General features: G+C 73.5%; 20 protein-coding genes. 10 read left to right on the top strand and 10 right to left on the bottom strand.

All coding sequences use genetic code 11. The features are described from left to right. Nucleotides 1-4: 4 nt before the first annotated feature. Entirely contained in the window at nucleotides 5-679 is a 675-nt protein-coding gene (locus ACIHIX_RS10845) for a DUF6445 family protein (protein ID WP_399952913.1), read from the bottom strand. 408 nt (nucleotides 680-1,087) lie between these two features. Here ACIHIX_RS10845 and ACIHIX_RS10850 point away from each other — a divergent pair, with 408 nt between their 5' ends. Further along, entirely contained in the window at nucleotides 1,088-4,942 is a 3,855-nt protein-coding gene (locus tag ACIHIX_RS10850) for an AAA family ATPase (protein ID WP_399952916.1), read from the top strand. Nucleotides 4,943-4,964: 22 nt separating this feature from the next. Here the strand turns inward: ACIHIX_RS10850 and ACIHIX_RS10855 are convergent, their stop codons facing one another. Next, complete coding sequence (locus ACIHIX_RS10855; protein WP_399952919.1) at nucleotides 4,965-5,738, bottom strand: carboxypeptidase regulatory-like domain-containing protein; 774 nt, start codon at nucleotides 5,736-5,738, stop codon at nucleotides 4,965-4,967. A 266-nt stretch (nucleotides 5,739-6,004) separates the two neighbouring features. Between ACIHIX_RS10855 and ACIHIX_RS10860 the strand changes: the two genes are divergently transcribed. Then, the gene (locus tag ACIHIX_RS10860; RefSeq protein WP_399953779.1) at nucleotides 6,005-6,736 is read left to right on the top strand and encodes a DUF4142 domain-containing protein; all 732 of its coding nucleotides are present in this window, start codon (nucleotides 6,005-6,007) and stop codon (nucleotides 6,734-6,736) included. Between the two features lie 19 nt (nucleotides 6,737-6,755). On the opposite strand, the gene ACIHIX_RS10865 is transcribed toward ACIHIX_RS10860, so the two are convergent. Further along, a complete protein-coding gene (locus tag ACIHIX_RS10865) occupies nucleotides 6,756-8,405 on the bottom strand; it encodes an alpha-amylase family glycosyl hydrolase (RefSeq protein ID WP_399952922.1) in 1,650 nt (549 codons plus the stop codon). 278 nt (nucleotides 8,406-8,683) lie between these two features. Between ACIHIX_RS10865 and ACIHIX_RS10870 the strand changes: the two genes are divergently transcribed. From ACIHIX_RS10870 to ACIHIX_RS10885, 4 genes are all read left to right on the top strand, one after another. Beyond that, a complete protein-coding gene (locus ACIHIX_RS10870) occupies nucleotides 8,684-9,616 on the top strand; it encodes an LAETG motif-containing sortase-dependent surface protein (protein WP_399952925.1) in 933 nt (310 codons plus the stop codon). A gap of 267 nt (nucleotides 9,617-9,883) precedes the next feature. Next, nucleotides 9,884-11,098, top strand: coding sequence for a threonine--tRNA ligase (gene thrS / locus ACIHIX_RS10875; RefSeq protein ID WP_399952928.1), 1,215 nt, complete (start codon nucleotides 9,884-9,886; stop codon nucleotides 11,096-11,098). Between the two features lie 28 nt (nucleotides 11,099-11,126). Next, on the top strand, nucleotides 11,127-12,089 hold the full coding sequence (locus ACIHIX_RS10880) for a nucleoside hydrolase (protein ID WP_399952930.1): 963 nt from the start codon (nucleotides 11,127-11,129) through the stop codon (nucleotides 12,087-12,089). Nucleotides 12,090-12,192: 103 nt separating this feature from the next. Next, the gene (locus ACIHIX_RS10885) at nucleotides 12,193-12,966 is read left to right on the top strand and encodes a hypothetical protein (RefSeq protein ID WP_399952933.1); all 774 of its coding nucleotides are present in this window, start codon (nucleotides 12,193-12,195) and stop codon (nucleotides 12,964-12,966) included. Nucleotides 12,967-13,172: 206 nt separating this feature from the next. Here the strand turns inward: ACIHIX_RS10885 and ACIHIX_RS10890 are convergent, their stop codons facing one another. The 3 genes from ACIHIX_RS10890 to ACIHIX_RS10900 form a co-directional block, all read right to left on the bottom strand. Further along, on the bottom strand, nucleotides 13,173-13,910 hold the full coding sequence (locus tag ACIHIX_RS10890; RefSeq protein ID WP_399952936.1) for a TIGR03943 family putative permease subunit: 738 nt from the start codon (nucleotides 13,908-13,910) through the stop codon (nucleotides 13,173-13,175). Next, nucleotides 13,907-14,893, bottom strand: a complete 987-nt coding sequence (locus tag ACIHIX_RS10895) for a permease (RefSeq protein ID WP_399953782.1) — start codon at nucleotides 14,891-14,893, stop codon at nucleotides 13,907-13,909. Before ACIHIX_RS10895 ends, ACIHIX_RS10890 begins: the two co-directional genes overlap by 4 nt. 78 nt (nucleotides 14,894-14,971) lie before the next feature. Continuing rightward, entirely contained in the window at nucleotides 14,972-16,315 is a 1,344-nt protein-coding gene (locus ACIHIX_RS10900) for a tetratricopeptide repeat protein (protein WP_399952938.1), read from the bottom strand. A 145-nt stretch (nucleotides 16,316-16,460) separates the two neighbouring features. On the opposite strand from ACIHIX_RS10900, the gene ACIHIX_RS10905 reads away from it, so the two are divergent. Beyond that, nucleotides 16,461-16,628 carry a hypothetical protein gene (locus tag ACIHIX_RS10905; RefSeq protein ID WP_399952941.1) on the top strand — a complete coding sequence of 56 codons (168 nt, stop codon included), beginning with the start codon at nucleotides 16,461-16,463 and terminating at the stop codon, nucleotides 16,626-16,628. Between the two features lie 7 nt (nucleotides 16,629-16,635). Here ACIHIX_RS10905 and ACIHIX_RS10910 read toward each other — a convergent pair whose 3' ends face one another. Beyond that, nucleotides 16,636-17,199: a tellurite resistance TerB family protein gene (locus ACIHIX_RS10910; RefSeq protein WP_399952944.1), complete on the bottom strand. Its 564-nt coding sequence runs from the start codon at nucleotides 17,197-17,199 to the stop codon at nucleotides 16,636-16,638. A gap of 81 nt (nucleotides 17,200-17,280) precedes the next feature. Beyond that, nucleotides 17,281-17,880, bottom strand: a complete 600-nt coding sequence (locus ACIHIX_RS10915) for a WD40 repeat domain-containing protein (protein ID WP_399952946.1) — start codon at nucleotides 17,878-17,880, stop codon at nucleotides 17,281-17,283. Nucleotides 17,881-17,910: 30 nt separating this feature from the next. On the opposite strand from ACIHIX_RS10915, the gene ACIHIX_RS10920 reads away from it, so the two are divergent. The 3 genes from ACIHIX_RS10920 to ACIHIX_RS10930 all read left to right on the top strand — a co-directional run bounded on the left by ACIHIX_RS10920 (nucleotide 17,911) and on the right by ACIHIX_RS10930 (nucleotide 21,656). Further along, complete coding sequence (locus tag ACIHIX_RS10920; protein WP_399952949.1) at nucleotides 17,911-18,210, top strand: hypothetical protein; 300 nt, start codon at nucleotides 17,911-17,913, stop codon at nucleotides 18,208-18,210. A gap of 134 nt (nucleotides 18,211-18,344) precedes the next feature. Further along, the gene (locus ACIHIX_RS10925; protein WP_399952952.1) at nucleotides 18,345-19,580 is read left to right on the top strand and encodes an amidohydrolase; all 1,236 of its coding nucleotides are present in this window, start codon (nucleotides 18,345-18,347) and stop codon (nucleotides 19,578-19,580) included. A 132-nt stretch (nucleotides 19,581-19,712) separates the two neighbouring features. Next, a complete protein-coding gene (locus ACIHIX_RS10930; RefSeq protein ID WP_399952955.1) occupies nucleotides 19,713-21,656 on the top strand; it encodes a YncE family protein in 1,944 nt (647 codons plus the stop codon). Here the strand turns inward: ACIHIX_RS10930 and ACIHIX_RS10935 are convergent. After that, nucleotides 21,646-22,704, bottom strand: coding sequence for a hypothetical protein (locus ACIHIX_RS10935; protein ID WP_399952957.1), 1,059 nt, complete (start codon nucleotides 22,702-22,704; stop codon nucleotides 21,646-21,648). The two genes, ACIHIX_RS10930 and ACIHIX_RS10935, sit on opposite strands and share 11 nt — an antisense overlap. A gap of 69 nt (nucleotides 22,705-22,773) precedes the next feature. Continuing rightward, the gene (locus ACIHIX_RS10940) at nucleotides 22,774-24,033 is read right to left on the bottom strand and encodes a PP2C family protein-serine/threonine phosphatase (protein WP_399952960.1); all 1,260 of its coding nucleotides are present in this window, start codon (nucleotides 24,031-24,033) and stop codon (nucleotides 22,774-22,776) included. Between the last annotated feature and the right edge of the window lie 3 nt (nucleotides 24,034-24,036).

Consider the following 24,036-nt stretch of genomic DNA (forward strand, 5'->3'; position numbering starts at 1 on the left):
CGGCTCAGGCCATCCAGAAGAAGACCGCCGTCATCCGCTTCTCCTCCAGCGCCGTACCGCAGTAACCGGTCGCACTGTGCACGAGGTTGGCGTTGTAGAGCAGCAGCCGGTTGAAGCGATGCGGGACGCGTACGTCCTCCTCGAAGGCGTCCGCCGCCACGAACCGGGTGCCGAGCGCCTCGACGAGGTTGTTGTGCGGGGCCTGCACGACATTGCCGCCGAGCCGGCCGCCGGGCAGGGACTGGCGGTAGAAGCTGGTCCCGCAGTCCTTGGGGACGTTCGGGTTGAGGTAGAGCACCGCCGCGTACCGGCACAGGGCGCGCGAGTCGGTGTGCGGGCGGGGCGTGCTCTCGCCCTCGCCGACGACCTGGACGCAGTTGTGGTTGAGGGTGCCGCCGCCGGGCGCCGACTGCACCCACAGCTCCTTGGCGCCGGTGGCCTGCCGCACCAGCCGCTCGACCCGGGCCAGCTCGCCCGGCTCCAGGCCGGGCATGGCCCGCAGCCCCGGCCAGCTCTCCGGCCGGTGCGGGTAGCCCTCGACCCAGTCGTCCTTGGCGAGGCACCGCTCCCGTACGGCGTGCGCGTCGGGCAGGACGTCGTCCAGGACCCAGTAGTCGCGGCCCTTGGTGGGCTTGCGGTACGGGAGAACGGGCAAGGTCCGGGAGGGCTGTGGGGGCATGCGCCGAATGTAGGGCCGGGCCGGTTATCGACTCGCCCGCGAATCGGTCCGGAGTCTGCCGCGAACTGGTCAACCGACGGTCAACCGGTGTACGGAATACGGGAGATCAAACACCGGATTGTCCGTATTCCGGAGCCAAAGACTCAGTAATGCGCCAGTAACGCCCGCTGCCTAAGGTCGTTTCCTCGGCCCTGTTCCGAACATTGGCCAGCAGCAGGGCAGGGTCATGCCCCTCGGGACGGGAGCCGCCGTATCCCTCCTGTGGGGGGTAGGGATACACCCGGGGGTCCCGTGCGCCGATGAGGTTGCTCTTCGAGCAAGTAATGCGGGACCCCCACACCTCACTCCCGACCACGAATCCGGCCGCGATCTCGCCGGAACAGGAAGCCGGGCTAGAGTGCCGCCCTCATGAGCAGCGGAAATACGGGAACAGCGGACGGCACGGGCCGGCGTACGACGCCGCCCGGGCTGCGGCTGCACCTGCTCGGCGGCTTCCGTGCCGAACGCGAGGGCGGCGCCCCCGTCGCCGACCGCTGGCCCCGCCCCAGCGCCCGCCGACTCGTCGAGCTGCTCGCCGTCTCCCCGGGCCGTACCCGGCACCGGGAGGAGATCATCGAGATGTGCTGGCCGGAAACGGCCGGCACCCCCGCCGCCCTCGGCAGCCTCCGCGTCGCCCTGCACGCCGCCCGCCGCGCCCTGGAACCCGAGCTGCCCCCGCGCGCGACCTCGGCCTACCTGGTCTCCGAGGGCGCGCTGCTGCGACTGCCGACGGAGACGGTGTGGATCGACGCCGACCACGCCGAAACCCTCGCCGAACAGGCCCTCCACACCACCGACCACCATCCACCACCCAGCACCCCCACCGACCGCCCGCCGCACACCGAAACCCCGGCCAGGCCGACACCCCGCACCGCACACACTCCGCGGGCAGAGAGCCTCGCCGCACGCACACCGCACTCCAGGGGCCGCACCGAACCGGGACCGCACGGCCGGCGCACCACCGCACGGCCACCACACAGCGGGACCACCGACCAGCCATCCCCTGCCGCCCCCTCCGCCGACCAAGCACCCCACACCGGAAACCCCGCCGACCGAACACCCCACACCGGACACCCCACCGAACCCGCGCCACACGCCGGAAACACCCCCAAGCAGGCGCCCCCTGCCAGACCCCCCGCCGAGCAGGCACAGCCTGCCGGAAGCGTCGCCGAGCGGACGTTCTACGCCGGCACCGGCGCCGAGCGGACGCCGTGGGCCGGGAGCACCGTCGAGTTGGCGCGGGCGCTGGAGGCGTTCAGGGGTGAGTTGTTGCCCGAGCACCGGTACACCCCCTGGGTGCAGGCCCGTCGTGAGCGGCTGGACGCGTTGCGGGACTCCGTGCGGCTCGCGCTCGCCGAGGCCTGGCTGGCCGACGGTGAGACCGAGCGGGCCGCGGCCGTCGCGCGGGCCGTGCTGGCCGACAGCGCGGCCGAGGAGCGCGCCCACCGGGTGCTCATCGGCGCCTCGCTCCGCCAGGGCATGCGCCGCCGTGCCCTCGCCCAGTACCACCAGTGCCGGCGCGCCCTGGACGCCGAGTGGGGCGTGCTGCCGGGCCCCGAGACGGAGGCCCTGCACCGCGCGGCCCTCGGCACGGACACGCCCTCGGTGCGACACCACCCGGCCCCCGTGCGGCCCACGCCCCCGCCCGCGGTCCTGCGCTCCCTCTCGGAGGCGCCGTTCGTGGGCCGCCGGGCGGAGCTGGAACGGCTCCTCAACCCCGCCCGGCCCGCCCTGTCGGTGGTCGGGGGCGAGGCCGGCATCGGCAAGACCCGGCTGGCCGCGGAGGCGGCACGACGGGCGGCGGCGAACGGCGCGGCCGTGCTGTGGGGCGCGGGCCACGACGAGGGGCCGCAGGCGCCGTACGGGCTGTTCGTGGAAGCCCTGGAAGGCTGGCTCGCGGGGCGCTCCACGACGGACCGGGCCAGGATCGGCGCGGAGTATCCCGAGCTGGCGGCGCTGCTGCCGGCGCTGGGGCAGGTCGGTCCCGGACCGGGGCGGGCCGGTGGCCCGGAGTACGAGCGGGAACGTATCTTCTCGGCGGTCTCGGGGCTCCTGACGATCGCGGCGGCCCCGGGGACCGCGGGCGGTGCCGGTGCCCTGGTCGTCCTCGACGACGTCCACGCGGCGGACCTGGCCTCCCTGCGGCTGCTGGCCCGCCTGGCCCGTCGTACGCCCTCCCCCTCGGCGCCCCGGCTGCGGTTCCTGGCGACGTACCGGCCCGAGGACCTGCCGGAGACCGACCCGCGTCGCGCTCTGCTCGACACCCTGGTCCGGCAGGGCACGGCCCACCGGCTACGGCTGCGGCGGCTCGGCCGCGGGGAGTGTCTGGCGCTCGCGGCGGGGGCGATGCCGGCGGCGCCGGACACCCAGGCGGCTCTGCACCGGGTGTGGGAGCTGTCGCTGGGCCACCCCCTGTTCGCCCTGGAGCTGGCCAAAGCCCCCGCGCAGTCGCCGGCCGGGCCCGAGGACCTCACCGCGCCGGAGGGCATCCGGCTCCTGGTCGACGCCCGGCTGTCCCGGTTGAGCCCCGCGGCTCGACGGGTGATCGAGGTGGTGGCGGTGGCCTCGGGCGGCGTGGCGACACTCGCGGAGGTGGAGGAACTGGCGGAGGCGGGAGCACCGGGATCCGCGACCGTGACGCCCTCCACCGGCGTCGTCGACGGTATCGAGGCCGCTCTCGCCGCTGCCGTGCTGGAGGAGCGGAGTGTGCCCGCCGACGGGGTCGCCGTCCCCGGCCTGGGGTTCCGGCATCCGCTGATACGGCTGGTGTGCCGGGAGGGGCTCTCGCAGGCGCGACGGCGTCAACTGCACGCCGCGTACGCCGAGTCGCTGCTGCGTCGGCGGCCCGGTGCCGTGGACGCGGTGGCCGCGCATCTCGCGGGCGCCGACGATCCGCGGGCCGCCGACCATCTGCACCGGGCGGCACGCCGGGCCGCGGCGGTCGGCGCCGACGACAGCGCCGACCACTACTACGGCGAACTGACCGCCCGTCTCGACGCGGTGGCCGTGGAGGCCGCCCGTATCCGCCTCGACCACGCGGCCGTACTGCGCCGCATGGCCCGCCACGAGGACGCCGTACGGGTGCTCCGCGAGGCCCTGACCGACCTGCGCCGCCACGGCACCCCCGCCGAACAGGCCGCCGCGGCCGCCCAGTTGGCGGAGTGCCTGGCGAGGACGGGGGCCCCGCGGGAGGGTCTCCGCCTCCTGGACACCCACCGCCCGCCCCAGGACGCGCCCCCGCGCGTCCACGCGGCCCACCACCTGGCCCGCGGCCTCCTGTGCTTCGTGACCGGCGACTACGAAGGTTCCCTGACAGCGGCGAGGACGGCGGAGCGGACGGCCGCGACCGCCGACGGCGAAGCCGGGGCGTCGGCCCACCTCGCCCGCGCCCTCGCCCAGCAGTCCACGTCCCTCGCCCTCACCGGCCGCCTCCCCCAGGCCCGTGCCGCCGCCGACGCCGCCCTCCCGCACGCCGAGGCCCACGGCGACCCCCGCCTCCTCGCCGCCGTCCTGTCCATCCTGCGCGAGCACGCCCGCCGATCCGGCCGTCTGCACGAGGCCGTGGCGACCGGCCGCCGCGCCCTGGACCTCGCCGACCGCTGCGGCGACCCCGAGGCCGCCGCCTTCGAACGGGCCAACCTCGCCGAAGTCCACCTCCTGCTCGGCGAGTTCACCGAGGCCGCCGCCCTGGCCACGGAGGCGGTCGACGAGGCCCAGGCGCACGCCGGCTGGTGTCTGCCGTACGCGCTGACCGCCCTCGCCCGCGTCCAGCTGCGCGGCGGCCCCCGCCGCCCGGGTCTGCCCGGCACCAGAGAGCTGCTGACCCGCGCCGCGCACTGTCTGACCCGCCGCCCCGACCGCCAGGCCGAGTACGAGGTCCGCACCGCCCAGGCCGAGTTGGCCCTGCGCGACGTACGCCCCGACCGCGCTCTCACCCTGCTGTCCGAGGTGTCCGGCACCGGCGTCCCCGTGCTCGCCGCCTGGGCCCACCTCACGGCCGGCGAACCGGCGCGCGCCGCCCAGGTCGCGGCGGCGGAGGCCGCACGGGCCGCCGGTGCGGGCGAGGCGGTCACCGAGTGCGAGGCCCGTACCGCCCAGGCCGCGGCGCTCGCGCTCCTGGGCCGCACCGAGGAGGCCGCCGGCTGCGCGACCCGGGTCCGTGAGCTCGCCGAGACGCTGCCGTACCCGACGGTGCTGCGGCGGGTGGCCTACGCGAAGCCGTAGCGCCGCCTCCCGCCGGCCGCGCTCAGCGTCGCTCGCCCACCACCACGTAGATCTGTTCGCTCACCGCGGCGACCCCGTTGTAGGACGCCGTCGCCTGGAGCCGTCCCGGGCCGGACGGCAGCGCGGTGGCCGGCGCGCAGGACCATGTGCCGTCCGGACCCGCCGTCGCCGTGCACACCTCGGTCCCCAGGTCAGGGCCCTGCCCGGTCACGCCCGCGTCCTGCGTGTCCTCGTACCGGACGGTGATCTGCGCGCCCGGGTAGGCCGTGCCCCCCGCCCCCGGCCGGGCGCCGAGCGCGACACCCGAGGCGGGCCGGGTCAGGGTCGGCTCGGGCAGGCCGACGGTGACCGCGCAGCTCCCCCGTTCCTTGCGGGTGCCCCGTACGTCGGTGAGCCGTACCGCGCAGCCCTCCAGCCGGGTGCCGGGCACGGCGTCGGCGGGCACGGCCAGCACGAAGGGGAACGAACGGCCGTGCCAGGGCCGGCCCTCGACCGCTCCGGTCCAGGTGTACGACGCGCTGTCGCGGTCGGTGTCGACGGTGCCGCGGTAGCCGGACACCGCCAGGGGCGTGTCGGTCACCTCGGCGCCCTCGGGCGCGGTCAGGGTCAGCCGGGACCCGGGGCCGAGCTGGTCCCCCTCGTACCCGGCGATCTGCACGATGCCCGCCCGGCCGGGCAGGATCGTGACGTCGCCCCACAGTTCACGGCCGTGGGCGGCGCCGGGTGTGATCGCGCCGAGGGCGGTGAGCGCGACCGCCGCGACCGCCGGGGCGAGGGTGTTCCTGAACCTGCTCATGGTGTGCGGCTCCCTGTCGAGACGAGATCGGTCGGTCGGTGCCACCCCTGGCTGCGATTGTCGCGGTCCGTCGCCGCCGGGAACGCGCGCTGTGCGGCCGTATGGCGGAAGCCGTCGCCTGATTGATGGGGGCCGTCGCGTGTTCGTCGTGGCCCCGGTCACAGCGTGAACAACCGTGGCCCCTCGTCCGTACACAGGGTCGTACGACCCCCGACCGGACAGGAGCCACGGTGCGCTTTTCGCGGAACGCGACGGGAACGCTCTTCGTGGGCGGTGCGCTCAGCCTGACGATCGTCGCGCTCGCCTACCCCACGATGCTCGGATTCAACCAGGTGTCCACGGCCCAGGACCGCGTCATCGCCCAGACGCAGTGGGGGCCGTTGACCGAGCAGGACCGGGACTTCGTGGTGAAGGTGCGGGCGGCGGGACTGTGGGAGTACCCGCTGGGCAAGATCGCGCAGGAGAAGGGCACGACCCCCGAGGTCAAGGAGGCCGGCCGGCACCTCATCGACGGGCACGCCGCCCTCGACGCCGCCTGCCGCAAGATCGCCCCGATGCTGAACGTCACCCTGCCGAACGTGGCGAGCCCGCAGCAGCAGGGCTTCGTGAACACCATCGACTCCAGCTCCGGCCGGGAGTTCGACTCGAACTTCGCCAACATCCTGCGCATCACCCACGGTTCGATCTTCAACACGATCGCGAAGGTCCGCTCCACCACCAAGAACTCGCTGGTGCGCTCGCTGGCGGACATGGCAAACAACACGGTCCTGGACCACATCACGGTCATGGAGAAGACCGGCTTCGTCAACTTCGACCAGGCCCTCTTCCAGCAGACCACCCCGCCCAAGCTGCCCGCCACCGACCTGACCCCGCCGGCCCCCCAGCCCGGCGCCCCCATGGTCGTCCTGAGCCCGCCGGCGAGCCCGACGTCCACCCCGATCGCCATCCCGGGCGAGGCCGCGGGCGCGGGCACGACCCCGAGCCCGACGATCGGCTGACCGTTCCAGCCGGGCCCTTCTAGGCCAGCCACACCGTGGTGTCCGGTCCCAGCAGCCCGTCCTCCAACGGGCCGCTGGTGACCAGCACTTCACTCTCCGGCAGCGCGACCGCCGTCTGCGACAGGTTCGTCACGCACCGCCAGCCGCCGTGCCGGGCGAAGTCCAGCACGCCGGCCGGGCTGTCGTCGGTCCAGGTCAGCTCCTCCCCCTCCAGCAGCTTGCGGCGCAGCTTCAGGGCCGTGCGGTACAGCTCCAGGGTCGAGCCCTCGACGCCTTCCTGCGCCTCGACGGCGTAGGCCGCGAAGCTCTCCGGCTGCGGCAGCCAGGCGCCGCCCGCGCCGAAGCCGTACGAGGGCCCGGTCCGGGTCCACGGCAGCGGCACCCGGCAGCCGTCGCGGCCCTTGCGGACCCGCCCCGTCTGCTCCCACACGGGGTCCTGGAGCACCTCGACGGGCAGCTCGGCGACCTCGGGCAGGCCGAGTTCCTCACCCTGGTAGACGTACGACGACCCCGGCAGCGCCAGCATCAGCAGCGTCGCGGCGCGAGCCCGGCGCAACCCTTGGGCGGTGTCGATCCCGGGGGCGTGGCCGCCGGACAGCAGCCAGGCGTTCTCGTCGGTGCCGGGCGGGAGCAGCAGGCGGGAGGCGTGGCGTACGACGTCGTGGTTGGAGAGCACCCAGGTGGCGGAGGCGCCCGCCTCGCGGGCGCCGGCGAGGGAGTCGGTGATGACCCGGCGCAGCGCGTCGGCGTCCCACGGTGTCTGGAGGTACTCGAAGTTGAAGGCCTGGCCCAGTTCCTCAGGTCGGGCGTACAGCGCGCGCCTCGTCGCGCTCGGCACCCAGGCCTCGGCGACGGCCATGCGGGGCGGGCGGTAGGCGTCGAGGACGGTCCTCCAGTCGCGGTAGATCTCGTGGACCTCGTCGCGGTCGAAGAAGGGGTGGGTGCCGGGCGGGAACTCGGCGAGCGCGTCCTCGCCGCCGAGTGCGGCGGCGCCCAGGTCGCGCAGGGGCTCGGCGAGGTCCTTGGCGAGCGCGTGGGCGACGTCGACCCTGAAGCCGTCCACGCCCCGGTCGGACCAGAAGCGCAGGGTGGTGCGGAAGTCGGCGCGGACCTCGTCGTTGTCCCAGTCGAAGTCGGGCTGCTCGGGCGTGAACAGATGCAGGTACCACTGCCCGTCGGGGACGCGTTTCCAGGCGCTGCCGCCGAAGACCGACTGCCAGTCGGTGGGCGGGAGTTCGCCGTGCGCGCCGCGTCCGTCGCGGAAGACGTAGCGGGCGCGGGCGGCGGAGCCGGGTCCGGCGGCGAGGGCCTCCTGGAACCACACGTGCCGGTGCGAGCTGTGGTTGGGGACGAGGTCGACGATGAGCTTGAGCCCGAGGCGGTGGGCCTCGGCGGCCAGCGCGTCGAAGTCGTCGAGGGTGCCCAGGCGGGGATCGACGTCCCGGTAGTCGGCGACGTCATAGCCGCCGTCGGCGAGTTCGCTCGGATAGAAGGGGCTCAGCCACAGGGCGTCGACACCGAGGGCGGCGAGGTGGGTGAGGCGTTGGGTGATGCCCTTCAGGTCCCCGAGGCCGTCACCGTCGGCGTCGGCGAAGCTGCGGGGGTAGACCTGGTAGATGACGGCCTGTCGCCACCAGTTCGGGTCCTTGGGGGAGAGGTCGGAGGTCAAGCGGAGCTCCTGGCTGTTCCGTGCGGGCGGAAAAGGCGAACAAAGGGGAATCTGTCCACACAGGTGGAAGGGCGAACCTCGGCCATGGGCGGAGTCTTCCGTTCCCCGTGTGGCGAAATTGTGATGACGGTTGAACAGGGCTTGCATTCCCGCAGGTTGACAGTGTTCCGGGCCGAGATCCACGATGGCCGCACACTGTGGCGCATGTGACCTATGAGCCCAGTGTTTTCTGAGTTTTCTCAGTGCTCTTCTGACCACTCCACCCTGATGGGATCCGCATGTCCATAGCGAGACGTGTCACCGTGCGCCGCCTGCTGGGGACGGGCGCCGCGACGCTCGCCATCTGCGCCTTCACCGCCTCCGTCGCCTCCGCCACCGACTGCCCCGGCGGCAAGGGCTGGGACGACGGCGGCAGCTACAAGCCCGGCACGGGCGCCGGCACCGAGACCGGCACCGAGCTGTGCGAGTTCTCCCTCGACGGCAAGAACTTCTTCCCCTCCGTCAAGGTCGACGACCAGAACCTCAAGCCGACCGACGACGGCAAGGTCCACGTCACGGTCCGCACCGCCGGCAACGCGTCCACCTGCACGGCCTCGCTCGCCTCCTACCGTGCCCACGGTCCGACCTTCGCCACCTCCGGCGAGCAGGTCTTCCACGACTTCGACACCGTGACCGTCAAGGCCGGCCAGAGCGACTCCCTCGACATCGCCATCCCCGACCAGGGCTGCTACGCCCAGATCGACCTCTACCGGGGCAACACGAAGTTCGACGGCAAGCTCGACGCCAACGACGGCTTCCAGCACGGCGACCTGCCCAAGGGCCCGGACCACCCGGTCATCAAGGACAAGCTGATCGCGGCCTGGAACGGCGGCACGAAGGACTGCACCTCGCAGCCGTCCCCGACGCCGACCCCGACCCCGACGGCCTCGGAGTCCACCCCGGCCGAGGAGACCACCCCGCCGGCGTCCGAGTCCGAGACCCCGACCCCCTCCGCCTCGGAGACGCCTTCGGAGTCCGCCTCCGAGCCGGCCCCGTCCGCCTCGGAGTCCTCGACCGCCCCGGCCGCCACCCCGAACGGCGGCGGCGACGACCTCGCCGAGACCGGCGCCAGCAGCAACACCCCGATCATCGCGGGCGGCGCGGCGGCGCTGCTGCTGGGCGGCGGCGCGATCGTCCTCGCCACGCGGCGCCGGAAGGCCACGCGCGCGTAAGCGGTGCTTGAACGGATGCCGGGTGGGCCAGGGGACGGCCCGCCCGGCATTTTCCGTTTCCGCGCCCGGCACCGGAAAACCGTTCGCCGCTCACCCGGCCCCCTGTTACGGTCCCCCCATGAAGCGCGCCAACCCGTCTTCCACGACGACGCCGGACATGGTCCCGGCGCGCTGACACCTGAGCTGACGCGAACCCCGGGGCGAGTGCCCCGGGGTTTTTCGCTGTACGGGGCCCGCCCTCTCGTCCCCACCGGAGAGGAACCCGCCATGCACGACCACCGCCGACTCGGCCGCGAACTCGACCTGTTCGACACCGACCCCCTCATGGGCGCCGGGCTGCCCTACTGGCTTCCGGACGGCGCCGTGGTACGGCACACCCTGGAGGAGTACGTCAGAGAGGCCGAGCGGGCCGCCGGCTACCGGCACGTGTACTCGCCGGTGCTCGGGAAACGGGAGCTGTACGAGATCTCGGGGCACTGGTCGCACTACAGCGAGGACATGTTCCCGCCCATGCAGCTGGGCAGCGAGGAGGTCGTGCTGCGGCCCAGCCTCTGTCCGCACCACGCCCTCATCTACCGGTCGCGATCCCACTCGTACCGCGAACTCCCGCTACGCATGGCTGAGTTGGGCGGCATGTACCGCTCCGAGCTCTCCGGCGTCCTCGGCGGTCTCACCCGCGTCCGGTCCATCCAGCTCAACGACGCCCATGTCTTCTGCACCCTCGACCAGGCCGTCGAGGAGGCCCGCGCCGCCCTCGCCCTCATCCGCCGCGCCTACGCCGACCTCGGCATCCGCGCCGCCAAGTACCGGCTGTCCCTGCCGGGCGAGGGCAACAAGTACGTGGCCGACCCGGAGCTGTGGCGGCGGGCCACCGCGCTCCTCGAAGAGGTGCTGGAGGGGGTGGACTACGAGGCCGTGAAGGGCGAGGCCGCCTTCTACGGGCCGAAGATCGACGTGCAGATCGTCGACCCCGCAGGACGCGAGTCCACCCTCTCCACCGTCCAGATCGACTTCCACCAGCCCGAACGCTTCGACCTGCACTACATCGGCCCCGACGGCGCCAAGCACCGCCCGGTCATGGTGCACCGCAGCATCATCGGCAGCGTGGAGCGCGCCGTCGCACATCTCGTCGAGGAACACGGCGGGGCGTTCCCAGTGTGGCTCGCGCCCGTGCAGCTGGTCGTCCTGCCGGTGGCGCAGGAGCAGTACGCGCAGGCCGCAGGGGTCGTACGGCGCGCTCTCGACCTCGGGCTACGGGCCGAGCTCGCCGGACCCGAGCAGGGCACCCTCGGCGCCCGCGTCCGAGAGGCGCGGCTCGTGCCGTACGTCGCGGTGGTCGGGGCGCGGGAGGCCGACGGCGATCTGGCCGCCGTACGACTCAGGGACGGGCGGCGGCCGGGTGCCGTACCGGTGGACGAACTCCTGGCGAGGGCCGGGGCCGTCGCTCGGACTCGCGGCGCCGAACTGTGGGCGGCTGCGTAAGGTCGGGCACACGACGGAAGGAGTCCCCGTGACCGCCCAGCCCATTCCCGTGATCATCGACTGCGACACCGGGGTCGACGACGCGCTCGCCCTGCTGTTCGCCGTGCGCCACCCGGGCCTCGACGTGCGGGCGATCACCTGCGTGGCCGGGAACACCGACGTGGACGGGGTCGTACGCAACACACTGACCGTGCTGGAGACGGCCGGAGCCGGGGACATCCCGGTCGCGCGGGGCGCCGAGCGGCCGTTGATCGAGCCGGTGCGCACGGCCTCGCACGTCCACGGACAGGACGGCATGGGCGACCTCGGGCTGCCCGCGCCGACCCGGCGCCCGGTCGACCTCGACGCGGTCGCCCTGCTGCGGCGGGAGATCCTCGCCTCGCCGCGGCCGGTGACCCTGATCCCCACCGCCCCCCTGACGAACATCGCGCTGCTGCTGCGCACCCACCCCGAGGTGACCCGCAACATCGAGCGGATCGTGTTCATGGGCGGCGCGGTGGAGGTCGGCAACGCCACGCCGGTCGCCGAGTTCAACGTGTGGCACGACCCGGAGGCCGCCGCGATCCTGCTCACCGCCGGGGTGCCGATCACCATGTACGGCCTGGACGTCTTCCGTCAGGTCATCGTGCCCGCCGCGGACGTCCAGCGGCTGCGCGGCAGTTCCGACCCCCGGCTGCGGCTGGCCGGCGAGCTGCTCGCCCACCGCGACCCGGCCACGTCCGGCGATCCCACGCCGACGGGCGGCCTCGGGGACGCGGGGGCGGTGTGCGCGGTCGCCGACCCCGGCGGCATCACCACCGGCCTCCTGCCTGTCGAGGTCTCCCTCGCCCCCGGCCCGACCCGCGGCCAGACCATCGTCGACCGGCGCCCGCGGCCCGGGGAGGCCGAGATCCACGAGGGCGAGCGTGAACTCCGCATGGTGGACGTGGCGTTGGCCGTCGATGTCGAGCGGTACGTGAAGCTGTGGCTGTCGGTGGTGGAGGGCGGCTGAGCGTACGGCGCCGAGCTGCCGGAGGAACTGCTGGGCGCGAGCCGCGTAACCCATACAGCCCGGACCGGTGGTGGCCTCCCACCCGCGATGCTCCCGTTGAGGCATGACCCGCCGCGCCCTCCTCGCCGTCGCCCTCGTCCTCCCCCTCGCCGCCACCGCCTGCTCGGCCATCCGGACGGAGAAGGCGGCCCCGGCCACCACCTCCGCCAGTCCCTCCGGCTCCCCCACCAGGACCACCGCACCCCCCACCCCCGCCTCCGCGCCCGCCCTCACCCCCTCCCAGGCGCAGGCCGCGCTCATCACCTACACGGACCTGGGGGAGCCCTGGGCCCCCACCGCGGGCGCCGCGACCTGGCGGGACGGGCTGCTCAAGGCCACCACCAAAAAGCCCGACTGCCAGAAGCTGCTCGACGCCCTCTACTCCGAGCGGCTCTTCGGCACGAGCGCCCATGTGCGGGCCGCGACCGGGCTCGACGACACCTGGGACGACGCCCAGCTGCACCACCAGGTCGTCGCGGTGCGGCCCACCGACGCCGACCGGACGATGGCCTGGCTGAAGACCCTGCCCAAGAAGTGCGGGACGTTCACCGCGGCGACCGGCACCGGCGTCGTGCAGAACGCGGCCGTGGTCGACGGCCGGCTGCCGGGGATCGGGGACGCCCGGCAGGCCCTGCGGACGACGCTGACCAGCCAGAACGCGGACGGCGAGGAGACCACGCTCACCCTCGACGTGGCCGCCGTGCGCATCGGCGACGACGCGCTGCTCCTCACCAACGGCGGTCTCGGCGACGTCTACGCCGAGATCACCCAGGCGGTCGCCGAACTCGCCGCCAAGCGTCTGACGGACGTACGCAAGCAGGCCCGCGTGCAGGTGTGAACCGGCGGACGCGCGGCGGGGCGGCGCTCCCCGCGTCGGTCAGTCGCCGTCGAACCTCGTCATGCCGACGGCCTGGTAGACCTCGTCATAGCCACGGACCCGTCCCTGCGTCGCACACGACGTCCATCCCGTGCAGGAGCCGCCCGCACCTCCCCGACCGGGGCGCCTCCCGCCGCCCCGTCACCCGCGCCCCCAGGCCGGTCGGCTCACCGCTTCTCGTACGGGTCCGCCGGCTGCTTCACGCGGACGACCGTCGCGGCGTCCAGCACCGGCGGCCACGCCGAGTCGGTGCCCAGCCCGCCCTCGGGGTGCCAGGTGCCGGTGACGGTGACCCAGGTGTCCGCGGGCAGCGGGTCGGCGTCGCGGATCTCGACCTTGCTGGTGGTGGCGTCGGCGGCGCAGCAGGAGACGAGGAGGCGGGTGACGTACCAGGTGCCGTCGTCACCGTGGGTGACGAACCCGGTCAGCCGCACCGTGCGGCCCTTCAGCGACCGCCCGCTGTCGTAGACGGCCCGGGAGGCGAACTCGCCCACGGTCAGCTCCACCGGGTCCCCGGCGGGCAGCGCCGGGAACGTCCCGACCCCCTGCGCGGCGCGCTGCGCGGCCTCGCGTTCGGCGCTGTAGGAGCCGAGGGCGGGCGGCGGGAAGAGGAGCAGGGCGAGCGCGGGGAGGACGAGCAGCCAAGCGGTACGGGGACCGTGGCCCCCATGGCCGCCCTCGTCCCCATGGCCGCCCTCGTCCCCATGGCCGTCCTCGCGCCCGTGCCCGGTTCGTCGTACGACGGCCATGGCGATGCCCAGCAGGACCAGCGCGGCCCCGGAGACCACCAGGTACGGGCGCAGCCCCGCCCGCACATAGCGCAGATACAGCTCGCCGAACGCCGAGATCCGCAGGATCGCCGCGCCGACCAGGATCAGCAGCAGCGCGGAACCGTACCGCCTCACAGCAGCCACCACCCCACGAGCACGCTGCTCAGGACGGCGACCACCCAGGTCACCGCGGAGAACCTGACCGCGAAGGCCCGCCCGAACGTGCCCGCCTGCAAGGCGATCAGCTTCAGGTCGACCATCGGGCCGACCACCATGAACGCGAGGCGCGCGGTGGGCGAGAAGCCGCTGAGGGAGGCGGCCACGAAGGCGTCCGCCTCGCTGCACACGCACAGGACGACCGCGAGAACGGCCAGCAGCGGCACCGAGAGCCAGGCAGAGCCGGTGAACAGGTCGAGCACGGACCGCGGTACGGCGATGTTGAAGGTCGCCGCGGCCCCCGCGCCGAGCACGAGGAAACCGCCGGCGTGCAGGAAGTCGTGTTCCAGCCCGGCTCCGAAGGCGCGCAGGCCCTTGCCGGAAGGGGCGGCGGGCTTGGGCAGCCGCAGCCACTCCTCCCGCCCGAACCGGGCCCACAGCCAGCCCATCACCACGGCCGTCGCGAGCGAGGCGACGAGCCGGCCGAGGACCATACCGGGCTGGGCCGGGAAGGCGAGGGAGGTGGCGACGAGCACCACGGGGTTGATCGCGGGCGCGGAGAGCAGGAAGGCGAGGGCGGCGGCCGGGGCGACCCCGCGGCGCATCAGGCTTCCGGCCACCGGCACGGACGCGCACTCGCACCCCGGCAGCACCACCCCCGCCGCGCCCGCGAGCGGTACGGCGAGGGCCTGGTTGCGGGGCAGCAGCCGGGTGAAGACCCGCTCCGGCACGAACGCCCCGATGGCCGCGGAGACGACGGTGCCCAGCAGCAGGAACGGCACCCCCTGCACGGTGATCGCGGTGAACACCGTCCACCAGGCGGCGACCGGCGGGGTGTAGAGGTCCAGGGCGAGGGTCGGGCCGAGGACGGAGGCGACGGTCGCGATGGCGAGGAGCGCGGCCCCGCCGACGACGGCGTACACGAGCGCGCGTACGGCGATCCGCAGCCCGTCGGCGGCCATGTTCCGCTGGTTCTCCACACCTGCCCTCTCGTCCTCGCGCAGGCTAACCGGCGGGTCCTGTGCGCAGGATCGGGACGGTCATAGAGGAGGCTGTGCGGGTGCCGGGCCCAGGGTCGTGGTGCCCGGGGCCGTGCGGTGGCCGAGGCCCGTGCGGTAGGCGTCCAGGGCCGCCTCCACCCTGCCCTCGCGGCGGAGCAGATCGCCCAGCAGACGGCACAGGTCGGCCAGGTCGCCGGCGGCGCCCGCGCGTTCCAGCAGGCTCAGGGCGCGGACGTAGTGCTCCTCGGCGGTCTCCGGGTCGCGGGCGTCCTCGGCAATGATGCCGAGCAGCCGGTGCGCGGCGGCGGAGTGGACGGCGCCGCGTTCCGAGGACAGGTCGCCGAGGACGTCGTGGAGGAGGGCCGCGGCTTCGTCGGACTTGCCGCGGCGGTGCAGTACGTCGGCCAGCTCGACGGCGGCCTGACTGGAGTAGAGGGCGGCGCGCTTGGCGGACAGCATGGCGAGCGCCTGTCTCAACTCGCTTTCCGCGCGCTCCAGTTCACCGTTCTGTGCGCAGACGTAGCCGCGCATCCAGTGGCAGTTGGCCAGTTCCGTACGGAGTTGGAGGCCGCGGTAGAGCTCGGCGGCCTTGGCGAGGGAGGCGTCGGCCTCGGCGACGCGGCCCTCGGCGATGAGGGTGCGGGCGACCGAGCGGTGCATCCGGGCGACCAGGGCCGGATCGCCGGCCTGCGGGGCGAGGGCGAGGGCGAGTTCGGCGGCCTGGGCGGCACGGGCGTGGGCGCCCATGTCCATGTACGGGCCGATGATGCTGGCGTACAGGAGCAGAAGGGCGTCGGGGTCGTGGAGGCCGCCGCGGTTGAGTTCGTCGAGGGTGGACTCCAGCAGGTAGACGGCGTAGCGGAGTTCACCGGCCAGGTAGTGGGCGAGGGCGCGGCCGCGCAGGGCGGGCACCCGGGCGGGCAGCGGGGCGTCGGCGAGGACCAGTTCGGCCCGCTCGAAGTACTGCCGCCCCTCGATGAGTTCACCGCTCTCCACGGCCGACTCGCCGAGCCCGATCAGGGCGTCGTAGCGCGCCTCGGCGAGCTGGAGCTCCTCGGCCTCGGCGAGCAGTGCGGCGTAACTGCGGGCCGCCTCCTCGGTGTCACCGGTGGCGAGGGTGCGCTGGGCCTCGATGAGCCGCAGCCGCAGATCGGTGACGAGGCGGGCGGGGCGGCCGGTGGCCAGCTCGTCGAAGCCGACGCCGAGCCGGTCGGCGAGATGGCGCAGCGCCTGGTCGGAGGGGCGTACCCGGCCCGACTCCAGGGTGGAGACGTAGGCGGCGGTGTAGGCGGGCTCGGCCAGCTGCCGCTGGGTCAGCCCGCGTTCGACCCTGAGGTGCTGCACCCTGCGCCCGATGGTCTCCGGGTCGTCACGGTCGGACATGGGCCAACTCCCCCTGTGCCTCTTGCCGTTCGGCTCCGCCGGGCTCTAGGTTAAACGGCGTATTAAGCCTGCTTAATAGGCAGTACGTAAATAGGCGGGGGAAAGCCGTAACCGCTGTCGTCACCGTCGTCACTGCGAGGTCGTCGTGCTCGAACGCAGCACCAGCACCACCGAGCGTTACGCAAGGGGCGTCATAGCCGCCGTGGTCGCCGTGGCGGCCCTGGTCCTGGCGGCGAACGCAGGGCCGGCCCGGGCGTCGGAGGACCACCGGGCCGACCAGGTCGGCCAGGTCCAGCAGCTCCAGCGGGACTAGTTCCCGGTCAGAGCTGGAACTCCGCCGGGTTCAGGTTCAGCGCCGTGCACGCCTCGCGCAGGACCATCTGCTCGGCCTGCGAGAAGTGGCCGTCGGCGCCCGCGATGACGATGCCGGTCTGGACGACCGCGCGCGCCTCGGCCGGCTTCTTGGCAGCCTTGGCGATGTCCTGGAGCGCCTCGGACTTGCCCTGCGCGAAGTTGCGGGTGAGCTGCTCCACATGCTTGTGGAAACGGGTGCGCAGCTGCTCCGGCGGGAAGTTCTGCAGCACCTCGTTGCTGAGGATCATGGACTCCATCTGCTGCATCTCGGACGCGTCCACCTGACCGTCCGCCGCCGCGACCAGCGCGCACATCGCCATGCTCGCGTCCCGGTAGGCGCCGCTCTTCAGCTCGGTCTTGATCGAGCCGAGCTGGGTCTTGAACAGACCGACCAGCTGGGCGCGCGAGCCGCCGCCGTGAGAGCCCCCGCGCGAACCGCTGCCGTGTCCACCGCTCGTGCCGTGTCCGCCGCCCTGCACCTGCTGCTGCAAGCCCTTGGCCTGGTCCTTGAGCCGGTCGAACAGTGCCATTGACGTCACCTCGGTACTCGTCTGAGTGATCTCATCCGCACAACGCCCCTGCCCCGGTAAAGGTTCCATCAAGCCGGGGCGTCAGCGATCGCCGCACACCTCCCGGTACGGCACGTCCGGCACGTACGTCGTCCACCGCGCCCGCGTCAGCCCCGCGCCGCCCGCCCGTGCGCACACCGTCCGCGCCGCCCGCTCCGGATCGACGACGTACCGCTGGAGCGGGACGTGCGGGCTCCCGGCGTACAGCGTCCCGCCGTCGGCCGCGAAGGCCAGGGACTCGATCCGCTCCCCCGGTGTGGTCAGCGGTCCGCCCAGCGGCTGCCGGCTCGGCACGTCCCACAGCTGTACGCCGCCCGCGTCGCCGCCGACCGTGAGCGTGCGGCCGTCGTGGCTGAACGCGAGGGCCGTGACCGCCTCGGGGGTGTCGCCGCGCGGCGCCGGGAAGACGTTGCGCAGGATGCCCGCCCGGTGCTCGACCGCCCCGTCCCACAGCGCGACCCGCCCGGTCTGGTCACCCACGGCCGGCAGGGCGCCGTCGGCGCTGAAGGCGAGGGCGCCGATCTGGTCGCCCTGGACGAGGTTGCGGCCGGTGCTCCTCCCGCCGGAGGCGACGCGGTTGTCGCCGACCAGGAGCCGCCCGTCGGGGCTGACGGCCAGATGGCTGCTGGTCAGCCCGCGCACCGAGGACACCCGGCGATCAGCGAGGTGCCGATGAGCGGCAACCGCGTCGAGATCGTCTACCACAAGGACGGCTCCAGCACCCACGCCTTCCGCTTCGCCAAGTGGGGCGAGGTCCCGCGGGTCTACGGCAACGGCACGTGGGACGAGCCCGCCCTGGTCGACATGAACATGATGGACGACACCCCGCGCAACGCCCTGTGGAACACCAACGCGAAGGACCACAACTACTGGGGCCGGGCCAACTTCCCGCTGACCGGCAACCTCCAGGACAACATCAACAAGGCCCGCGAGGCCGACTCGGCCGCCAAGAACGCCATCCCGGCGTTCTGAGACACGGCCCCTCCCACGGCGGCCGTCGACGCGCACTCCCCCCTCTGCGTCGGCGGCCGCCTCGACGTCGCCCGCCATGACCGCGCCCCTTCAAGGCGCTGCTTGAGGACGCCGGTCGGCATACGCTGCCCCGCATGACCTCCGTCGCCGCTCGTACCGCGCTGGATCTGACCGCCGATCTCGGGCTTCCCGATCTGGAGGAGCTCTATCGGGATCTGCACCGCCACCCCGAGCTGTCGTTCCAGGAGCACCGGACGGCCGCCCGCCTCGCCGAGCGGCTCAGGGCGGCCGGGTACGACACCGTCGAGGGGATCGGCGGCACCGGTGTCACGGGAGTGCTGCGCAACGGGGACGGGCCCGTCGTGCTGCTGCGGGCCGACATGGACGCGCTGCCGGTGCGGGAGGAGACCGGGCTGCCGTACGCCTCGCAGACCGACGGCGTGATGCACGCGTGCGGGCACGATCTGCACGTGACCTGGCTGGCGGGCGCGGCCCGGGCGCTGGCCGCCGGGCGGGACGCCTGGAACGGGACCCTGGTCGTCGTCGGGCAGCCCGCCGAGGAGACCGGCAGCGGGGCGGCGGCGATGGTCGCGGACGGGCTCCACGCGCGCGTACCCCGCCCCGACGTGCTGCTCGGGCAGCACGCGGCACCGGGACCGCTGGGGCTCTATCCACACGTCCCCGGGCTCATCCTGTCCGCCACCACCGACGTCGAGATCGTCGTCCACGGGCGGGGCGGGCACGGGTCACGGCCGGAGACGACCGTCGACCCGGTGGTGACGGCCGCGTACCTCGTCACCCGGCTCCAGAGCGTCGTCAGCCGGGAGATCGCCCCGCGCGAGTCGGCCGTGCTGACCGTCGGCCGCATCGAGGCGGGCAGCGCGCCGAACATCATCCCGTCCACCGCCCGGATCTCCCTCAACCTGCGCACCCGGTCCGAGGCCGTCCGGGACCGGATGCTCGCCGCGATCCGCCGTATCGCCGAGGGCGAGTGCCATGCCGCGGGCTGCCCGCGCGAACCGGAGGTGACGCTCGGCGGCTCCTTCCCCGCGACCGTCAACGACGCCGAGGCCGACCGGCGGGTGGCCGCCGTGCACCGCGAGGTCTTCGGCGACGGCACGGTGTTCGACCCGGGCCCGGCGATGGGCAGCGAGGACTTCTCCCTGCTGGCCGCGGACGGGCAGCCGTACGCCTACTGGTTCGTGACGACGACCCCGGCCGCGACCTGGGACGCGGCGCCCGGCGGCGACGACCTGTTCGCGAAGCTCGACGCGGTCCCCAGCAACCACAGCCCGCACTTCGCGCCGGACCTGTCGGTGGTGGGACCGGGGGTGCGGGCCCTCGTCGCGGGCGCCCTGGCCCACATGTGACCCCTGTGCCGTCGTTGTCCGTGGCATGACTTACTCTTCGCTCACTCGCCACACGCGACGCACAGGTCCCGCACGTGACCTGCCGCGTGCGGCCTCCACATTCGTTCCGGGGGGTTCGAAACCCAAGTGCGTATGCGCTCCCTCTCGGCCGCCACCACACTGGCGGTCCTCTTCAGCTCGGCGGCCCTCACCGCCACTCCGGCGTTCGCCGACTCCGTCAGGCCCGTCTCGGCGATCGAGGACGCGTCCGACACGGTCGTGGACGGCACCCATCAGCGGGTGTTCATCAGCGACCCGTCCACCAACCAGATCGCCGTCACCGACGGCACCGGTGCCGTCGTCGGCACCCTCACCGGTCTGCCCCAGGTCCGCGACCTGACGCTCAGCCCGGACGACAGCACGCTGTACGCCGCGGTCTACGGCGCCGACAAGATCGTCGCGTTCGACACGGCGACCCTCGCGCGGACCGCCGAGTACGCGACCGGCGCCGGGACCATCCCCTCCCATGTCGCCTACGCCGACGGCAAGTTGTGGTTCGGCTACGGCGACCAGTGGGACTCCGGGCTCGGCGTGGTCGACCTGACCGCCGAGACGCCCACGGTCACCCTCGACCTCTCGGCGGGCCACGACTACGCCAGCCCGCCGGTGCTGCTCGCCGACCCGGACAACCCGGGCACCCTCGTCGCCCTAGACGCGGGCATCAGCTCCGGTCCTGTCATCGTCTACGACATCGCCTCCGGTACGCCGGTGATCCGCGTCCAGGACGACAAGGGCGGCTTCCCGCACGACGCGGCCCTCACACCGGACGGACAGAACCTGATCACGGCCGGCAGCGGCCTCGTCGAGTACCGCCTCTCCGACCTGGCCACGGTGCGCACGTTCCCGATCGCCTCCCAGCCGGAGTCGGTCAGCGTCGCCCCGGACGGCACGGTCGCCGCCACCGTCCTCGACACGGACGACGCCGGTGACACGTACGTCTTCGCCACGGACGAGAACCGGCCGGCCAACGTGCGCAACCTGACGAGCGAATGGATGCCGCGCGGCCACCTCACCAACTGGTCGGCGGACGGCAGCAAGCTGTTCCTCGTCACCGACACCTACTACACGCCCCAGTTCCGCGTCATCGACGAGCCCCGCAAGTACGCGGCGACGCTCAAGGTCAACGCCCCCGCCTCCGCGCCCCGGGCCAAGACCCTGACGGTGACCGGCACACTCACCGCCAACCTGGCCCTGCCCGCCGGCACGCCGGTCACGGTCACCCGCACCGACCTGGAGTCGCCGAACGGCAAGTCCCTCGGCACCAAGTCCCTCGGCACGGGCGGCAAGTTCAGCTTCACGGACGTCCCGCCGGCCGGCGCCAAGGTGAAGTACACGGTGACGTACGCGGGCGACGCCACGCACACCGCGGCCACCGCCTCCGACACCGTGGACGTCTCGCGCGCCACCCCGACCCTGACGCTGAACAACAACGGCAAGGTCTACTCGTACGGCCAGGACGTGAAGTTCACCGCGCACCTCGGTGCGACGTACAAGAACCGCACGGTCGAGATCTGGGCCAACCCGTACGGCGCGGACAAGCCCAACACGCTGGTGAAGACCGGCACCGTCAACTCCGACGGCAACCTGTCCGTCGTCGTGGACCTCAAGCGCAAGACCGAGCTGACCGCGAAGTTCGCGGGCGACGCCCGCTACGCGCCGAAGTCGACGCAGAGCACGGTCGGCGCCAAGGTGTCGATCTCCACGTCGGTCAGCGGCGCCTACAAGTCCAAGTACACCTGGAACCACACGTATTTGTTCTTCCGCCAGTCCAAGGACCCGGTCGTCACCGCGACGCTGCCGCCGTACGGGGGCCGCAAGCAGCTCCTCCAGGTCCAGTACTGGTCGGGCACCAGCTGGGTGACGACGTACCGCGAGTACTTCAAGCTCGACTCGGCCGGCAAGTCCGCCGTGCAGCTCACCGGCACCCCGCCCAAGGGCGTCCGCTTCCGGGTCCGCAACTCCTATGTCAGCGGCTCGGGCGACAGCGTCAACACCACGACGTACGGCGGCTGGAAGTACTTCACCTTCACGAGCTGAGCGTCTGCAACTGACTGAGGTGCTTGTGCACATGGTCCAGGGCGCCCTCCCGGCGCCCTGGCACCCGTGCCCTCAACTCCGCCAGCGCGGGCCCCAGTTCGCGGGCCCGCACCGGGTCGTCGATACGGCCCCACTGGTGGTGGGCGCGGTCGGCGGCGGACTCCACGGCGGGCGCGTCCGGCGCCTGCCCGGCCCCGAGCCGCGTGGTGGCCACCGCCAGCCACGCCCGGCAGCTGCGCACCGGGTCCCCGGCGAACATCGCGAGATCGGCCCGCACCTCACTCCAGTGCAGCGCCTCCTCGGAGGCGGGGCCATGTGCCCGTACGGCGTTCAGCTCGTGGTGCGCGGCGAGCGCGTCGGCGTCGCCGTGGCGCCGGGCGGCGACGGCGGCCGAGATCAAGGCGTGCGGGTCGCCGGCCTCGGGGCCCTGCGCGCTCAGGACGTAGCCGACGCTCTCCTGCGGGAGGCGGCTGAGCGCCTGCTGGTGCAACTGGTCCAGCGGCGGCCGGTGCCCACTCCTCAGGATCGTCGCGACCGCCTTCATGTACGCGGGCGTGCCCAGGCTCCGCCGGGACGGCGGCGGCGCGATCCGCCCGTACACCGCGTTGTTGCGGCCGGTCTCCAGCGGGTTGGCCCGCAGCCACTCCCATGTCTCCGTGTCGGCGTGCAGATCGAGGACGAAGGCGGTCGCGCCGGCCGGGCGCAGCCGCAGCTCGTCCTTGAACCAGTGCCAGGGGAACCCGTTGTAGCGGACCGTCGCCGGGGTGGTGCGGGCGAGGGCGAGATGCGGCAGCCGCTGTCGGCGGTCCAGTTGGAGCTGGCCGGTGACGAAGACGGTGAGCGGTCCCGGGGCCGCGGCGGCGGCGCGCAGCCGGGTCAGCACGGCCTGCGGCTCCAACGGGTCCGCGAGCTCGACCACGTTGGCGGTGTCCGCGCCGGACAGCACGGCGGGCGGCACGGCCGCGAGGACGGGCAGGACGGACGCGGCGTCCACCAGACAGCCCTTGCCCGCCGGTGCGACGGCCAGCAGCAGCACGGTTCCGGGCATCGGTCCCTCCCCATCCCCCGTCGATCACGTACGGCAGCACCGTAACCGCTGCGGCTGCAAAGGTGGGCCTCAGGACTGCGAACGTCCCTTTCGGACGGTTCCGGTTCGGCCGGTTCCGGTTCGGCCGGTTCCGGTTCGGCCGGTTCCGGTCCCGCTCGTCGCCGGCGGCGAGCGGCGGACCGCGAACACCGTGGTGTCGTCGGCGAGATGCCCGCCGCTGTGCCGCAGCGTGCCGTCGCGGACATGGGCGACCAGGCGGCGGGGCTCGGAGACCCGCGGATCGGCGGCGACGGCGTCGGCGACCTCGGCGGCGAGCGGATAGAACCGGCCCTGGGCGTCCCGGGCCTCGGTGACCCCGTCGGTGGTGATCAGCAGCGTCTCGGCGGGGCCGAGGGGGACGCGCTGTACGGGCGGCGGCCCGTCGTCGGAGAGTTCGCCGAGGCCGAGCGGCAGTCCATGGCCGGCCGGCAGGTGCCGTACGCCGTCGGGGCCCACGACCAGCGGGGGCTCGTGGCCGAAGACGACGACGTCCACCACGTCCCGTTCGTCGTCGGGGAAACCGATCAGGACGGCGGTGGCGAAGCGGTCGCCGTCGTCGCGGCCGAGGGCGGTGAGATGCCGGCCGTGGCGCAGGATGCGGATCTCCAGGCGCTCGGCCACCGTGCCGAGTTCCTCGTGGTACGCCGCCTCGCGGAAGGTGCCGAGCAGGGCCGCCGCCGCCTCCACCGCGCCGAGCCCCTTGCCCTGGACGTCGCCGACGAGGACCCGGGTGCCGTGCGGGCCCTGCTGGACGTCGTAGAAGTCGCCGCCGACCCGGGCCTCCACGTCGGCGGCCAGATAGACGGCCGCGTGGTCGAGGCCGCCCCAGTCCGGGGGCAGGGGGCGCAGCACGGTGCGGCGGGTGGTGTCGGCGATGTCCCGCATGTGCAGCAGACGCCGCTCGCCGCGGACCCGGACCGCGCAGGCCAGGACGGCGAGGACACCGCCGACGCCGACCAGGATGAAGTCGGGCAGGGAGCTCTCGTACCGGCTGGGGTAGGACGTGTCCGCGAAGAAGTAGGTCACGAGCGCCAGCACGGCGAAGGCCGCGGTGCCCCACACCCCGCAGATCGCGGCGGCGATACCGGGGACCAGCACCACCCAGGAGATCATCCGGAACTCGCCGGCCGTGTTGAAGTCGATCGCCGTGATCGCGACGAGCACCAGCAGCGGCGGCACCCAGGCGACGCTGTGCCCCCGGATCCGCAGCAGCTGGTGGCGGCGCCGGACGTCGTACTCCCCGCCGGGCCGGGACAGCCGGACGACCGGCCCCCGCCGCCGCCCTCTCATCGG

Origin of the sequence: Streptomyces sp. NPDC051913 (assembly GCF_044593635.1) — a bacterium.
Taxonomy (GTDB): domain Bacteria; phylum Actinomycetota; class Actinomycetes; order Streptomycetales; family Streptomycetaceae; genus Streptomyces.

Excerpts from the sequence above, each read along its gene's own strand:
- ACIHIX_RS10935 (WP_399952957.1), bottom strand. The coding sequence starts at position 22,704 with ATGCCCGGAACCGTGCTGCTGCTGGCCGTCGCACCGGCGGGCAAGGGC.
- ACIHIX_RS10870 (WP_399952925.1), top strand. The coding sequence starts at position 8,684 with ATGTCCATAGCGAGACGTGTCACCGTGCGCCGCCTGCTGGGGACGGGC.
- ACIHIX_RS10855 (WP_399952919.1), bottom strand. The coding sequence starts at position 5,738 with ATGAGCAGGTTCAGGAACACCCTCGCCCCGGCGGTCGCGGCGGTCGCG.
- ACIHIX_RS10925 (WP_399952952.1), top strand. The coding sequence starts at position 18,345 with ATGACCTCCGTCGCCGCTCGTACCGCGCTGGATCTGACCGCCGATCTC.
- ACIHIX_RS10845 (WP_399952913.1), bottom strand. The coding sequence starts at position 679 with ATGCCCCCACAGCCCTCCCGGACCTTGCCCGTTCTCCCGTACCGCAAG.
- ACIHIX_RS10895 (WP_399953782.1), bottom strand. The coding sequence starts at position 14,893 with ATGGCCGCCGACGGGCTGCGGATCGCCGTACGCGCGCTCGTGTACGCC.
- ACIHIX_RS10850 (WP_399952916.1), top strand. The coding sequence starts at position 1,088 with ATGAGCAGCGGAAATACGGGAACAGCGGACGGCACGGGCCGGCGTACG.
- ACIHIX_RS10900 (WP_399952938.1), bottom strand. The coding sequence starts at position 16,315 with ATGTCCGACCGTGACGACCCGGAGACCATCGGGCGCAGGGTGCAGCAC.
- ACIHIX_RS10920 (WP_399952949.1), top strand. The coding sequence starts at position 17,911 with ATGAGCGGCAACCGCGTCGAGATCGTCTACCACAAGGACGGCTCCAGC.
- ACIHIX_RS10930 (WP_399952955.1), top strand. The coding sequence starts at position 19,713 with ATGCGCTCCCTCTCGGCCGCCACCACACTGGCGGTCCTCTTCAGCTCG.
- thrS (WP_399952928.1), top strand. The coding sequence starts at position 9,884 with ATGCACGACCACCGCCGACTCGGCCGCGAACTCGACCTGTTCGACACC.
- ACIHIX_RS10940 (WP_399952960.1), bottom strand. The coding sequence starts at position 24,033 with ATGAGAGGGCGGCGGCGGGGGCCGGTCGTCCGGCTGTCCCGGCCCGGC.
- ACIHIX_RS10885 (WP_399952933.1), top strand. The coding sequence starts at position 12,193 with ATGACCCGCCGCGCCCTCCTCGCCGTCGCCCTCGTCCTCCCCCTCGCC.
- ACIHIX_RS10910 (WP_399952944.1), bottom strand. The coding sequence starts at position 17,199 with ATGGCACTGTTCGACCGGCTCAAGGACCAGGCCAAGGGCTTGCAGCAG.